Source organism: Varibaculum sp. C0165D1 (genome assembly GCF_056590355.1).
On the sequence record NZ_JBWPVY010000004.1, the window covers coordinates 76648 to 89381 of the forward strand.

Sequence of the window (12734 nt, forward strand, 5' to 3'; positions counted from 1 at the left end):
TCTATCCGCTCGGTCACCTTAATGTTTCGACTTGCACTTATGGGTTTCAGACTGGTTAAGAGTTGCTAGCTGGGGCTGATTGCGAGGTTTCAGCCGGTGAGGGCGGCTGCGATTCTTGCTTGGTTTGCTCGGGGGAAGCGGCAGGGGATTGAACTTCAGAAATCGAAGTTGAAGTAGCTGGTGGAGTGGGGGTAGGCCGCCCCGACATCCCATACCACAGGGCCCCGGCAAATAGGGCGAGCAGGGCTATCAGTCCCGCAATCACACCAACGATTCTTCCCCAACGGTATTTTGGAGCCGGACTTTCCTCCACTAGTGGTTCCGTCGGTACTGCCGCCCGCGCCTCAGAAAAAGATCGATCCTCGTCCTCGTCCTTATCTTTGTCGGTACTACCGGTCACGCCCCTATCAGCAGTAACCGTGTCGTCAAGGGCATCTTCGGCCTGTTGGCTGCGCAGTTGGGCAAGCCGGTCGGTAGCTGCGGCCCCCACCACCTGGGGTTCGCTTTGTTGCGGGTCCTCGACAATATCGGCAATCACGCAGGTGATGTTATCGGGTCCGCCCGCTTTTAACGCCAGCTCTACTAATGATTCGCAGGCCTGCTGGGGGGTTTCGCTGCGGTAAAGGATTTTGCCAATAGTCTGGCCGGATACGAAGCCGCACAGTCCGTCAGAGCACAGCAGCCAGCGGTCACCTACCGTGAATTCGGGGTGGGACTCATCGAGGGTGACGTCCTCTTGGGAATCCCCAAGCACCCGTAGCAATACCGAGCGCTGGGGATGGTTCTCAGCCTGTTCGGAAGTGAGCTGTCCCGTATCTACCAGGTACTGCACAAAAGAATGATCATTGGTCATTTGCCGCAGTTCCCCGCCGCGCAAACGGTAGGCGCGCGAATCCCCGATATGGGTCATAGTTAAAGCATCTTCGCTACGACGGATAGCAATACAGGTAGTACCGAGACCTGCTAATGCGGGATCTTGGGTAGAGCGTTCGCAAAGTTCCTGGTGTGCCTGGGATATCGCTTCCCGTAGGCTCTCTAGAGCTTCCTCGGGATTATCAGCTTCAACGTCGAGGGAGCGTAAATGATCGATCGCTATTGAGGAAGCGATATCGCCCCCGGCGGGCCCGCCCATTCCATCTGCTAATACCAGCAGGTTAGGGCCGGCATAACCCGAATCTTGGTTAGATTGGCGGATCTTGCCGATATCAGAGAAGGCGGCATAGTTGAATCCGATGCTCATCTAGTTAGCTCCATTGTTGTTTGTCCAATCCGCACTACCATTCCCGGCTCCAGTAGCTGAGCAGTGCTAATGCGGTTGTTCCCAATGAACGTTCCGTTCGTTGAGTTTAAATCTTCGATAAACCACTGTCCGTCACTGTGGTAGATGCGGGCATGCCTATTAGAGGCATAAGAATCCCGAAGGGGAACCGTACAGTCTCCGGAGCGTCCCAACAGGATCGGTTGGCCATCCAGCTTTAGTCGGTTTCCTGCCAGGGCACCCCCCGTAAAAGCTAGGTAGCGAGGACGGCCCCCACGTTTGCTTTTGCGCGGCTTAGATTTTTTGGGCTGCCGGGTGGCTTTGCGGGAGCGACCGGTCGGGGTTTTAGCGGAAGCGGTAGCCGCGAGGGAAATATCGCGGCGCAGCACTAGTACCAATCCGATTACTAGCAGCCATAACAGGGCTACGAAACCGAATCGTAAAATAGTGTATAAAAGTCCAACCGCCACGATTATCGCCTACTATTCATCCGCGCTCGAGGTCCAAAATAGCAGGTGGGTGCGGCCGATCGTTAGTTCGTTGCCGTCTAGAAGGGTGGCGGCGCTGATGCGATGGCCTTCCACATAGGATCCGTTAGTCGAACCCAGATCAGTGGCGATTACCCCCTGGGGAGTAATCCGAAGTTCTAGGTGACGGCGGGAAACCCCGGGATCGTGAACTACGATATCGGCTTCGGATCCGCGGCCGATCACGGTGACCGGCTCGGTGAGCAGCCACTGTTGTCCCTCGATATCAATAATCGGGTGGGAAGGGCTGGCCCCCGCGGTAGTCACCGGTGCGGCCGGGCCGCGTCGGATGGAGTTCTGAATTTTCAGCTCTCCTAGTGGGTAGTCGCCGGCAGAAAACCCTACCTCTACCGGGCCCACGAATACGTAGCTTTGTTCGGTGGCATAGGCGGTGGCGTCTTGGGCAAGTTCTTGAGAAAGTACCTGCGAGTTAGCGTCCATCACCGATTGGAAGTCTTTTTGGTTGAGTAGCACCTGGTACTCGTTCGGTACTACTACCCGGCCGTCACTTAAGGTGGCCCGGGAGTTGTCCATGCTCTCGCGAATCGCCGTCTTTACATCCACGGCTTTTATCGAGCTGGCGAACATCTTCGAAAAGGGGGCATTCACCCCCTGAGACACGGCTTTTTCGAAGCGGTCAACCACTCCCATGTTTTCGTCCTCTCTTGTAAGTCATCGAATCTGCGGCCAATGCCCGGGCTCGCTGATTTTAGCTGCCGGATAGTGCCGGTATAAACAGCGGGCAGTAGACATACCTAAGGTCAAGGTTAATCGAAAACTTGCCAATAAGTATTATCCCAGGGTTAATAGGGCGAATTTGCAGTAACTTGTTAGCTTCTAGGTAGCATCCAGGAACTACGGGTGGGGAACAAAAATTTCCTGGCAGCGGGGAATTTACGATTTCGAGTTGTGAAACGTGACGCCTTTTGTCTGTGGGCTTGCTCCCGCCTTTGGTTTCAGGGTAGATTTCTATTCGTTGGTTAACGCTTCCCAGCGTTAAATCCAAGCGCAAGTGGCGGAATTGGTAGACGCGCACGGTTCAGGTCCGTGTGCCCTTTACCGGGCATGGGGGTTCAAGTCCCCCCTTGCGCACCAAATAACTAGGCTCTGACCAGTAAGAATGAGATTAGAAAGTTTCATAAACTCGTTTCGTTGTGTCTGCGTTGTGTCCAGAAAATAAAACGCGCCTTAACTGCTGGCAGATTTAACCCACTTTCCCGGCTAAAAACACGCGGGGGCGGATCACTCGCGGGCGGGTTATATGGGGGTCGCAAAACACTATCCCCTTTTTTGTAAGGATCACTCGCGGGCGGTTTTTTTGGGGGGGTCTATTTCGTTCCCTCCTTAACAATGATCGCGCGAGATACCCCGGGGCGGGGTATCCCCTCCCTGTCTGTCGTGGTGGCCACAACGTAAGCAGACCAAGGGGCGAAAAATAAAAATGCCGGGGGGATATATCGCTAAGGTTCCGGGTGCGCGTATCTCTAAGGGGCGGGTATGGTGGCCGCGAGCGCGAGCGACAAATAAACGGGTTTCAGTAAGCAATAGGCGCGGGCGCACGTATCGCGGCTAAACGGGCTTAGCGGGTTTCTAGTACCCACATAGCGGAAGGGGCTATTAGTGGCTTCTAGCGCACCTGCGACACGCGAGAGACGGGGGCGTGAAACGCTACCCCATAGTTAGGCGGGGTGGTGGTTTGCCACCTCATCACTTACCCCGTTAAGGGGGGTGGCGTTTTACCACTACCTTTAAACTTTGGTTCTACGCGCGCGCGTGCGCGCGGGCGCGCGATAGGGGGGCTATCTTGCCGGGGGGTGAAACACGGCCACCCGAACAGTGTTTCTCTGGATCGAGTGGCCGTGATTAAAACGCCCTCTATACCTTGCCTTGCCTAGTGGGCGGCGCGATATCTCGTTATTAAAGCCGTTAGTGTCTGACGCGTTGCGTTCTTGACGGTGCAAGGGCTTGGAGTTCTTGAGTTTTCGCGGCGTCCCTATTGGGGGGCGTTGGTTTTATTATATCGCACTAGTTAGCGTTTAGTGCGAGCTGTGGATAAGTTGCGTTAGCGTTGCATGATCGCGGCTTGCCGTATCTCATCAGCTATAAAATCTAACGGGTCTAACGCGCCGCGCGCACCCTCTGGAACGGTCGAACATAACGCCGCGTTCCATTGATCCGCGAGCGCCGGAATAATACATACCGCTATTTCGCCGCCGCCGTCTGCCTCAAAATGAATCGTAGGTTCGCGTTCTAGCTCGCTTGCCTCTGCTGATATGTATTGCGTTAGGATCGCGCGGAAGGTTTCACCCGCAAAAGTTGCGGTAAAGGTTTTCTGGTGGATCGCCGCCGCTGGCGCGTTTAACGGTGTTGCGGCCGGGGTTAGATAACACTCGCTAGGGTTGCACCATGCGCGATGATTAAGCGCGCCTACTGGCAGGCTCTCTAAGGTTAGGCGTTCTGCTTCAAGCATGGCGGCGGGGTCGTATAGGTTGCTCATTTTCTGGTTTCCTTTCTAGTGGGTTATTGCCGGCCTACCCCATGAAACGGTTTGTGCCTCATGGGGTGGCCTAGTTTTTTTGTTGTCTGTTCAACCCGGGCGGGGTTAAAACTCTTCCATTTCCGCTATTACTTGGCTTAGCGGTGTGTCTGGAAGTAGTGCGCGAGCCTGTTTAAAGCCGCAATAGTGATCCAAACGTTCTTGCGCTTTAAGGATCGCGGACGCTAGTTGCGCGGTTGGTTTTTCCTCATACGCTTGTTCTAGCCCGGCTATTACTTTCTTCAAGCGTGCGCGAGCCGCGGCCGTGTATTCGTCATAATCCAGTTTTTCGGTTTCGTTGTTCATCGTGTTGTTCCCCTCGTTGTTTTTCATCGTGTTTTTCCTTTCGTTATGCGGCTTGCTTGTTATCGGTTTTAAGGGGGGTCGTACCGTGTGGGTTTTGACCCTGCTGGAATAAATCGGGGTGTTTTGCCTGGTCATTGCAGGAAGGTCTAGCGGGGTCAGGTGACCCTCCTTGACCTTGCTGGGTTGACCTGGTGTTATAGGCTGTTTTTGGCCTAGCGGGGTCATTTTCTGGTTGTGACCCGGCTGTGTCCTCCTCAGCGCTTTCTAGGTACCAAACCGACTTAGGCGGGGCTTCTCTAGTCCGCTTGTATTTAATGCGCGGGTAGCTTGTTCTACGTTTCCTAACGTTCTTAAGTTGATCCTCGCTAAAGCCGTTCGCCCTGCCTGCCTTCTTCAGATCGGCAAATAAGCATTCGCCGCCTGCGTTCTCTAGGTAGTCAATAGTCCAAGCCTCTGCGTCTGGTATTTCGGTATCTCTTTCGCGTCCCATCAACTCGGAAACAGTTAGCGGGCTTGTACCCGTCCACTCAAGGCAAGAAGTGTTAATAACCTGGTTCCGTTTATTCCTTAACTGTTTTTCGCGTATCTCGTAAGTTAGGCCGCCTTCTGGTATCTTCCCTAAGTTGGACTTAACCACGCTCGCGAGCCGTATTTTTGGTTCTTCCTCGTTATCGGGGTCTTTAACCACAAACCCAATAATCTGGCGTGCCAGGTTCTTAAACGCACCAGACCCAACCATTCCGTTAGCTAAATCGCTTGTCCCGGTTTTGTTTTGGTGACTGATAGCTAACGCGGTTAGATCGCCTGCCTGTAAAGCAGATATTAACGGCTCTAAAACGCTTCTGACCTCGCTTTCTTTATGCGTATCAATCCGCATGCCTCCAACTGCTGACAAAAGCGGATCAAAACAAACTAACGCAACGTTATTAGCCTTAGCGGTTTCTACTAGCTCGCGGGTCTGGTCTGCTGACGCTAAACATAGGGGGGTTTCGTTGCCGTCAATACATATATTGAACTTAAACACCCGCGCCATGTTCGCGCCTGCTGCCATAAACCGGGGCGCTAGGGTTTTACCCCAATTGTCCTCTGTCGCAACATAGACAATGTTTCGCGGTTTACCCTCATAACAACCCGGCAAGGTTCCGTTAGTTACCTGTGAGGCTATCCAGATAGCGGCCTGAGATTTGCCGGTGCCTTCCCGGCCGGTAATAAACGTTAATTCGCCTGCTGGCACCATAGCGGGCGTTATATCAAAATCGCTGCCATCTGCTTGCGCACCCCATAGCCAATAAGTCGGTTTTATCTCGATATTAGACGCGGCGGTTAACCTTCCCTCCACCCTCTTAGCCTTAGCCTTATTGCCCGTTTTTTCCTGCTTGCCAGATACGGGCGGGTTAGTAGCGGTTAGATCAAAATCAATCCCTAACCCGTGGTTATGACCTCCTAGCTCTGCTCTTAGCTCACTGTCGGTCTTACCGCGTGTTTTAGTCCTAGCGTCCGCGAGTGCTCGCGCGAACTCGTCAGGCGGTGACGGTGGTCTATCTCCTGCTAGGGCGTTCATAAACGCGTTTTCTAACGTGTTTTCTGCCTGCCTTACCTCACTACCTAGACAACCTAATTGTTCTGCTGCTGCGAGCCGGTAGGCTTGCGAGATTAGCCAGTTATGGCGGCCAGTAGCGGGCGCGTCACTACCCCACGCGTTAACCATGCGGTCAACATACTTACACGGCTCTTGCCTGCTGTTAGGTTCCCACTGATCCGCTTCTACTCGCGGGCGCGGTGCTGGTGCTGCCTGTTTGCTTACTGGCTTAACTAGCGCGGCGGTTATAGCCCGTTTAGCGTCCGCAATATCCACGTATTGCAACCTATCGGCTTTAAGCGTGAAGGTTTCCCGGCCTGGTTGTTGTTTTAGGTTGTATGATCCGGGGGCGCGTAACACTCGCGGGATATCGTGAACATTATCCGGGGTCTCTAACCCTAGCTTTGCGGCTTGTTGATTAACTAGCTGGTGCCATTGTTTTAGAATCCCATCGCATAGCGGGCAATCTTTTTCCCTGTGCTCGTGCCTGGTCTGTTCACTAGGCTTTAACGGCCATATCCAATGCTCACCGTTACCGGAATAGGTAATAAACCCGGCGGGCGCACCTAACAGCGTTTCTAGCCGGCTTCTTAGCTCGCCTAACAGGTCTTGCGCGCCTTCTGGTTCTTCGCCTGGTTTCCAACCGGTTAACTTATAGTCCGCGTCCACCCACAGGGCGGCAAGCCGGGTGTAATCCTTCTTCTTGCCGCGTCCGCGAGCAGGTACGCACCCTAACGGGTTAACCGCATAGTACAGGGCGCGGCGCGGATCGCGGTTTAACTCCTCTTGTAGCTGTGAGGGTGTACCCGTCCAGATACGGGGCGGGTTGAACTCGGTTAACGCCGATATTTCCCCGCCTGTTCTTAGCGCTGCTAGTAGTTCCGTAAGCGTTACCCGTTTAGGGTGTTTTATTCCGGTCTTGTTTACTGCTTGCCGGGGGGTCGTGTTTAGTGTTGTCATTTATGCCACCGCCTCGTTAATGGTTGTAGCGGTGCTTAACCCGTGCGCAAGCTCTAACGCTTCTTGAATATCTAGGGGGTCTAGTCCGCGAGCGTTCGCGGCTTCCTCCCACTGATCCAGCGCGTTAGGCCACAGCCCGGCGGCCACGGCAAGCCGCGCGGTCGCTGTTTGATCGCAAGGCGCTAACTTAATACCTCTTGCGGCGTTTTCGCGTTTAAGTAGGAAACGGTAGCCGCGCGGGTTGCTATAATGGCTGTTACTGGTGTGTTTAGATTTTTTGCCCCTCGGTTGCTGTTCAAGTAGCCGGGGGGTCTGCTTTACTGGGTTCACCTTATGCCACCGCCTTACCGTAGGTTTCGGCGCTTTCGGCGCGGGTTATCAGTTTTTCAAGATCGCTGAGTTTAACCCGCTTGGTTCGTCCGACTTTGTAAGCCGGTAGTTTGCCCTGGTAAGTCCAGGCATAAAGCGTTTTTTTCGTTAAACCTAGCAGGTCAGCGGCTTTTGGAATAGATATTAGTTTTTCATCTAGGACGGTCATTTTATCCCCTTGTTCAGGGGCTACCCGTAAAAAGAAAAAGGGTAGCCAGTATCACTGACTACCAAGCGAACGCAATGATAGGGGCGCTGTCAGCCCTCTAGTAACCGAACAAAGGTTCGGACAGGACAAGGCTAACACGGTACGGCTAAGGACGCAAGGACACAGCTAGGCGCGGTTATTATCCGTTGTTTCATCTTGTTTAGCGCGCAAGATTTCAGCCTGTATCGCCTCTAGGTGCGCCGCTGACACCCTGGTCTGTCCAACGTTCATTAGATCGTCTAGGTAAGGTTCTAAAATCTTCACGTTCAACTGATAGACGCGTTTACAGCGCGGACACTTCCAAATAAAACTACCCGAGTTCTCAGGTATCCACCTAGGAACACTCGCATAAAACGACTTTCTTGCCTGCTGTGACGCATAATAATACTCGGGTGAACTTAGACTAAACACGGCATATGGTTGCCGTTTATCCAGGCGGTTTTGGAATTTCTGCTTATATCCAAATCCCCAAGTCAGTTCATCTATCTCGGGGCGAAAGCCATAGCTCAGAAAAAAATAACTTTTCTTGCGGCTATCCCAGTTTTGGCGGTGTTCTAGCGCGTCATTATTCCCACACCAAACGGCTATATGGGTAGCTATCCCAGCCTTTGTTAGGCTGTCCTGCTGTCGCCTCTCCTTGTATCCTCCCACGGTTACGCGCCTTTCTCTCTATGTAGCTGTAGCACATTATCGCGCCCGCTCGCGGCGGCTGTGAAGGCGTTATCTAGCCCGGTTAGTGCTTTCGCGGTCTGCTCTTGGAAGGCGTGAGTATAACGCCTGGTTATTGAGCTTTCGGCGTGTCCTAAGACCGCTTGAACAGTAACCGCCGGTATCCCGCCTTCTGCCAGCAAACTGGCGGCGCTGTGTCTCAAATCGTGGCTTGTGCGTTCTTCTATTCCTAGCCGTTTACACGCCCGGCGCATGGCTTGACCTATGCCGGTTGGATCGCGGGGGCGTTCTGGATTACGCGGGGAAGGGAACAATAAGCCATGTTTACCAAACGCCGCGTAAGCGGCTAGGTGTTGTCTTATTTCGCTTTCCAGGGCGGGCGGTAACGGTAACACCCGGAAAGATGTTGCAGTTTTCGGGCGGGCGTCTTGATCCAGGTATTGACCAACGCCGGTAGCGGCGGCGTTTATCGTTACTTCGTGTTTTTCAAAATCGAAAGATGAGCGCCTAAGCCCTCTAAGTTCGCCAGCGCGTAAACCTAGCAGACCGCCTAGCAATATCCATAAGCGCAAGCATGGCGGGGTTATTTCGTCCGCGAGTAGAACTAGCTCGTTCATGGTTAGCGGGGCGGGGGCGCTTCGCTGTGACCGCGTACCTACACCCTTACCGGCTTTGCGTAGCTTCTTTATTGGCTTAGCCGCCGGGTTGTGGGGGATAAGTTCAAAATCATCACACGCTGATTTAAGAACTTGATTGAAAAACGCAAGTTTATTGATCCAGCCGCGCTTAGAAAGATCAAGACCAGCTAGCCAGGTGGAAACGGACGCGGTAGTTATTGACCTAATCGGGACGTTCTGCCAATCTTTCTTTAGTATGTTCCACCTAGACGCATCAACCCTATATGTTTCGGTAGATACGCGGGGCTTACGCATCGCTTGGTACTGTTCCACGAACTGACCAAGGGTTAAACTATTTTCTTCAGCTAGCCGGGCGGCGGCTTCTTTTTCCGCCGCGAGCTGTTCGGGGCTTTTCCATTCGCCGGTTTGAATCTGGTTTGAAACTTTTGATAGCCAGGCGCGCGCGGCGCTTTTAGTTGTGAAGGTATGCGGGGCGGATATTCGGTAACGCCTGCCTCTTGCCCTCGGGTAGCGGGGGTCTTGATAATCGGCTCTGTAAGTTCCGGAAGGAAGTCTAGTTACTGATCCAAAAACTGACCTAGCCATTATTGCCCCTTGGTGGTTGGTTTACTTTTCGCCACTGTGTCGTTGTGTCTGCGTTGTGTCTGCGTTGTGTCCAGAATGTTAAAACTAGGGTACAACAAGGCATAGGAAGGCGCAAGGAACTCGCAGATGAAGAAACTAAACCCGCTGGTCAAAGCGATTAAGATCGCAGGTAGCGCCATGATTATTAAAAATGCTGGTGACGGATTTCAGTAGGTTTCAAGTCCCCCCTTGCGCACCAAACATTAAGGCTCTGACCAGCACAAAAGATGCAGGTCAGGCCTTTTTTAATTTCGCTTAAGCATATCTGAAGCATATCGTTACTAACCTGCGGGATATATGCGTTGTGTATACGTTGTGTATTGAAAAGAAAAAGCTAAAGTTTGCTAGCTTATTTCTTGCCTTTATCCCCGACCTTAAGTTTTTACTTCAGAAAAGGCTCGGCGTTCCGTAAACGTTCCGTAGTGAAATCAGCGTACGTTGTCAGAACGTTGTCAGATGAAACTGCCGCGTGCCATATTGAAATGATTTTTCGATTCTCCAATACGGAAGAGGTTGCTGATATTACGACGAAACATTTCATAGTTTGATCGCTCACGAGCACGGAAATATAAAAATGCTACGACTAGCTGACGTACCAAAAACGCCATTAGGGGGCTCCTTCCGGGTATCGTAAAAGTTATGGTGGGTAAACGGTTAGTTGCGGTTTTAGTTGTTTGTGGCGTGGTTTTCGGGCTGTCCGGGTGTGGCCGGGTAGGGAAAATGAGTGAAGATGAAGCAATGAGCCTGTTTAAGAGCGAGCTTTCTAGCCCACCTGAGGGAGAACCTAATCAGATTTTGACGGCATCTAGTGATGTTTGCGAAGTAGTACGCGAAGCCGTTAAGGACGACCACACTATGAAGCTTGATGATGACACGTTGCTGGAGTATGTGCGAGCAAAATATGGTGCTGAACAGTCGGATGCTCTGGTTTTTTCGGATGTTTCGACGGGGACTGATTTAGTGATCCTAGGACAAGACGCGAAGAAATATGTTTACATTTCCAGGCAGTGGCTTTGCCCCGACACCTTACCTAAGAATAAATACCTGTTTTATTCGGGTAGCGCTGATAGCGCACGATATATGCGGGATTCAGTAATGTCGCATAGGCCGTACACTATGTTCCTAAACCAAGGCCACGGGGCATCAAAGATTTGATATTCACACAGACCGTAGTATTGCGCTAGGTCGCTCGTATGAGTTTTCAGGGGGGTGGGAGTTAAACCCAGGTGATGACCAACAAAATACTCGACTAGACTAGATAGCGTCGGAACTATACGCACATAATCCAACCTGGGAGCGTCAATTTCTACTCCATCAGCTCAGCTCTGGCCTCTATTAGTACAGTGGTGGTTTTGAAATACTCCTGTAATCAGGTTATCTGCGGACCGTGGCTAGGAAATGTTGTCACAGAGATTAACATTTAGCAGAACATAATAGTGAACTAGATCCCCACAAGGGCTTAAAGCAAATTAACGAGATTCATATGCAGGGGAACTCGACCCGATATGCGAGGGAATATGGTGGGCAATATGGTTTTATTTATTGTACAGTCTCAACAGTTCCAACGCGATTATGTACCTAATTCGATTGGTGCCCACCTCCCAATCGCTGCCAGTAATTTGATTAATTTTTCCAACACGATATTTTAACGTGTTGTAGTGGACGACTAATTCCTTTGCGGCGTCTAGTTTACTGCTATTTTCCAGCACTGCACGCATAGTCTCGACTAGCTGGCTTCCTTTTTCTTCATCACTCTTTATTAGTTTCCCTAACTGATTGTTAATAAAACTTTTCGCTTCAAATTCGCCTAGAGATAATAGTAAAAGTTCAAGAGATAATTGAGAGTAAAGCGCTACTCTTGTTCCGATTCGTTTAGCAATATTTAGGGCTTGTAACGCGCTTGCGTGGAGATCTGCCAGCTTTATGTCCGAATTTCCACTTTCTCCTATAGCAACAATAGAATCTGCTGGGAGTGATGTAAGCCATGTTCTTGCGCGATTTTCAAGGTTTTCTTTCCCAATTTCTTCTTCCAGGGCAATCACCACAGTGTCATTCCCGCGCTGCCATGAAAGAGCAGACTTCCCCCAGAGGGTCTTAACCTTTCTTTCTGCCTGAAGACCCGAGTTAGCCGCGACTATGACAAGATCTGCCGCTTCGAGATTCCAGCCAAATAAACCCACATGTCTTGATTGGTAGCCGCTCGGTGCACTTACTGCCTCCTCTAAAGCCAGAACTTTTAGGCCCTTATTGACTTCTGCAGCCGCACGCTGTTGCGCAATGTGTAGGCCCGCAGCAAAACACGCTTGCCTGATTAGCCGTTTTTGTCCTATTTTCAAAGGTTTATATGACAAAACAATTATTTCACCTTTACTATCGTCCCCTATTTTTATTTGATATCGATTCAACGCTGATGAATCTAAAGCGGATAGACTGATTTGATGTGCATGGTTCTGCAGCCAGGGAAAGTGTGATTTTTGTGGCGAATATGTGTTCTGCGGTATGTCAATCGACAAGACTCGTGAAGAAGTGTCGGTAATTAGAACCGGGCAAAGAATAGCTGAAGATAACGCTTTGCCGATTTCTTTTAGGCCACCACCCGATAGGGCGATGTTCGTTAACTTTTCTCGAATGGCGTCAGCTTGGCTTGGCTCGGGCCCATAGTCGGATAAGACAACTGCTAACACTTCACCAATGATGTCGTCAAACGCAACATCTGATTCAAGTTGTAGTAAAGGAAATTTTAAAGAATCACATAGCGAGAACAGGCCTTTTGGCCAGGAGTGTAGATATCTGCCTGGTTTAATTGCTAAGCCAGCCAAATTTTCCGCCGCAAAATATTTAACAAGCTGGGTTAGCTGCTGTGGATTAGAGCTGATCGGGTAGGTTGTGGTCAATAGCAAATCTCCCGATCGTACAAAATTTTCTACATCAGGAACCTCCATGACATTTACAGATTTAACCACTCTGTGTAATCCCTGAGCGCCAGCAATCACCTTGGTACCATGCATGGCTGGCAGCGAGAGGACATCTTCAATCGATAGCCCAGACATCTGATTCCCT

The 12734-nt window shown here is 51.3% G+C and carries 13 protein-coding genes and 1 tRNA gene; 2 read left to right on the top strand and 12 right to left on the bottom strand.

Annotated elements, in window-relative coordinates:
- Positions 1-55 precede the first annotated feature (55 nt).
- Genes AC1EKS_RS06750 through AC1EKS_RS06760 form a run of 3 tightly spaced genes read right to left on the bottom strand, consistent with a single transcriptional unit; the run spans position 56 to position 2436 of the window.
- Positions 56-1240 (bottom strand): PP2C family protein-serine/threonine phosphatase, encoded by a 1185-nt coding sequence (locus tag AC1EKS_RS06750; protein ID WP_481008638.1) that lies wholly within the window; start codon positions 1238-1240, stop codon positions 56-58.
- On the bottom strand, positions 1237-1728 hold the full coding sequence (locus tag AC1EKS_RS06755) for an FHA domain-containing protein FhaB/FipA (protein ID WP_481008637.1): 492 nt from the start codon (positions 1726-1728) through the stop codon (positions 1237-1239). Before AC1EKS_RS06755 ends, AC1EKS_RS06750 begins: the two co-directional genes overlap by 4 nt.
- Positions 1729-1740: 12 nt before the next feature.
- The gene (locus AC1EKS_RS06760) at positions 1741-2436 is read right to left on the bottom strand and encodes an FhaA domain-containing protein (protein ID WP_481008636.1); all 696 of its coding nucleotides are present in this window, start codon (positions 2434-2436) and stop codon (positions 1741-1743) included.
- A 355-nt stretch (positions 2437-2791) separates the two neighbouring features.
- Here AC1EKS_RS06760 and AC1EKS_RS06765 point away from each other — a divergent pair.
- Positions 2792-2880, top strand: a tRNA-Leu gene (locus AC1EKS_RS06765).
- 967 nt (positions 2881-3847) lie between these two features.
- Here AC1EKS_RS06765 and AC1EKS_RS06770 read toward each other — a convergent pair.
- The 8 genes from AC1EKS_RS06770 to AC1EKS_RS06805 form a co-directional block, all read right to left on the bottom strand.
- Positions 3848-4282, bottom strand: coding sequence for a hypothetical protein (locus AC1EKS_RS06770; protein WP_481008635.1), 435 nt, complete (start codon positions 4280-4282; stop codon positions 3848-3850).
- A 105-nt stretch (positions 4283-4387) separates the two neighbouring features.
- A complete protein-coding gene (locus tag AC1EKS_RS06775; protein WP_481008634.1) occupies positions 4388-4654 on the bottom strand; it encodes a hypothetical protein in 267 nt (88 codons plus the stop codon).
- A 16-nt stretch (positions 4655-4670) separates the two neighbouring features.
- Positions 4671-7166 carry an AAA family ATPase gene (locus tag AC1EKS_RS06780; protein WP_481008633.1) on the bottom strand — a complete coding sequence of 832 codons (2496 nt, stop codon included), beginning with the start codon at positions 7164-7166 and terminating at the stop codon, positions 4671-4673.
- On the bottom strand, positions 7167-7496 hold the full coding sequence (locus tag AC1EKS_RS06785) for a hypothetical protein (RefSeq protein WP_481008632.1): 330 nt from the start codon (positions 7494-7496) through the stop codon (positions 7167-7169). It abuts the gene before it with no gap.
- Between the two features lies 1 nt (position 7497).
- The gene (locus AC1EKS_RS06790; RefSeq protein WP_481008631.1) at positions 7498-7704 is read right to left on the bottom strand and encodes a helix-turn-helix domain-containing protein; all 207 of its coding nucleotides are present in this window, start codon (positions 7702-7704) and stop codon (positions 7498-7500) included.
- Between the two features lie 165 nt (positions 7705-7869).
- Positions 7870-8394 (bottom strand): hypothetical protein, encoded by a 525-nt coding sequence (locus AC1EKS_RS06795; RefSeq protein WP_481008630.1) that lies wholly within the window; start codon positions 8392-8394, stop codon positions 7870-7872.
- Positions 8395-8396: 2 nt separating this feature from the next.
- Positions 8397-9635, bottom strand: a complete 1239-nt coding sequence (locus AC1EKS_RS06800) for a tyrosine-type recombinase/integrase (protein WP_481008629.1) — start codon at positions 9633-9635, stop codon at positions 8397-8399.
- 491 nt (positions 9636-10126) lie between these two features.
- The gene (locus AC1EKS_RS06805) at positions 10127-10282 is read right to left on the bottom strand and encodes a hypothetical protein (RefSeq protein WP_481008628.1); all 156 of its coding nucleotides are present in this window, start codon (positions 10280-10282) and stop codon (positions 10127-10129) included.
- 112 nt (positions 10283-10394) lie between these two features.
- Here AC1EKS_RS06805 and AC1EKS_RS06810 point away from each other — a divergent pair, with 112 nt between their 5' ends.
- Positions 10395-10829, top strand: a complete 435-nt coding sequence (locus AC1EKS_RS06810; protein ID WP_481008627.1) for a hypothetical protein — start codon at positions 10395-10397, stop codon at positions 10827-10829.
- Positions 10830-11209: 380 nt separating this feature from the next.
- Here AC1EKS_RS06810 and AC1EKS_RS06815 read toward each other — a convergent pair whose 3' ends face one another.
- Entirely contained in the window at positions 11210-12724 is a 1515-nt protein-coding gene (locus tag AC1EKS_RS06815) for a PucR family transcriptional regulator (RefSeq protein ID WP_481008626.1), read from the bottom strand.
- Positions 12725-12734 lie beyond the last annotated feature (10 nt).

What these genes read in the sequence shown, in the direction of transcription:
- AC1EKS_RS06750 (WP_481008638.1), bottom strand. Translation starts at nt 1,240, where the DNA reads ATGAGCATCGGATTCAACTATGCCGCCTTCTCTGATATCGGCAAGATC.
- AC1EKS_RS06760 (WP_481008636.1), bottom strand. Translation starts at nt 2,436, where the DNA reads ATGGGAGTGGTTGACCGCTTCGAAAAAGCCGTGTCTCAGGGGGTGAAT.
- AC1EKS_RS06770 (WP_481008635.1), bottom strand. Translation starts at nt 4,282, where the DNA reads ATGAGCAACCTATACGACCCCGCCGCCATGCTTGAAGCAGAACGCCTA.
- AC1EKS_RS06775 (WP_481008634.1), bottom strand. Translation starts at nt 4,654, where the DNA reads ATGAAAAACAACGAGGGGAACAACACGATGAACAACGAAACCGAAAAA.
- AC1EKS_RS06780 (WP_481008633.1), bottom strand. Translation starts at nt 7,166, where the DNA reads ATGACAACACTAAACACGACCCCCCGGCAAGCAGTAAACAAGACCGGA.
- AC1EKS_RS06790 (WP_481008631.1), bottom strand. Translation starts at nt 7,704, where the DNA reads ATGACCGTCCTAGATGAAAAACTAATATCTATTCCAAAAGCCGCTGAC.
- AC1EKS_RS06800 (WP_481008629.1), bottom strand. Translation starts at nt 9,635, where the DNA reads ATGGCTAGGTCAGTTTTTGGATCAGTAACTAGACTTCCTTCCGGAACT.
- AC1EKS_RS06805 (WP_481008628.1), bottom strand. Translation starts at nt 10,282, where the DNA reads ATGGCGTTTTTGGTACGTCAGCTAGTCGTAGCATTTTTATATTTCCGT.
- AC1EKS_RS06810 (WP_481008627.1), top strand. Translation starts at nt 10,395, where the DNA reads ATGAGTGAAGATGAAGCAATGAGCCTGTTTAAGAGCGAGCTTTCTAGC.
- AC1EKS_RS06815 (WP_481008626.1), bottom strand. Translation starts at nt 12,724, where the DNA reads ATGTCTGGGCTATCGATTGAAGATGTCCTCTCGCTGCCAGCCATGCAT.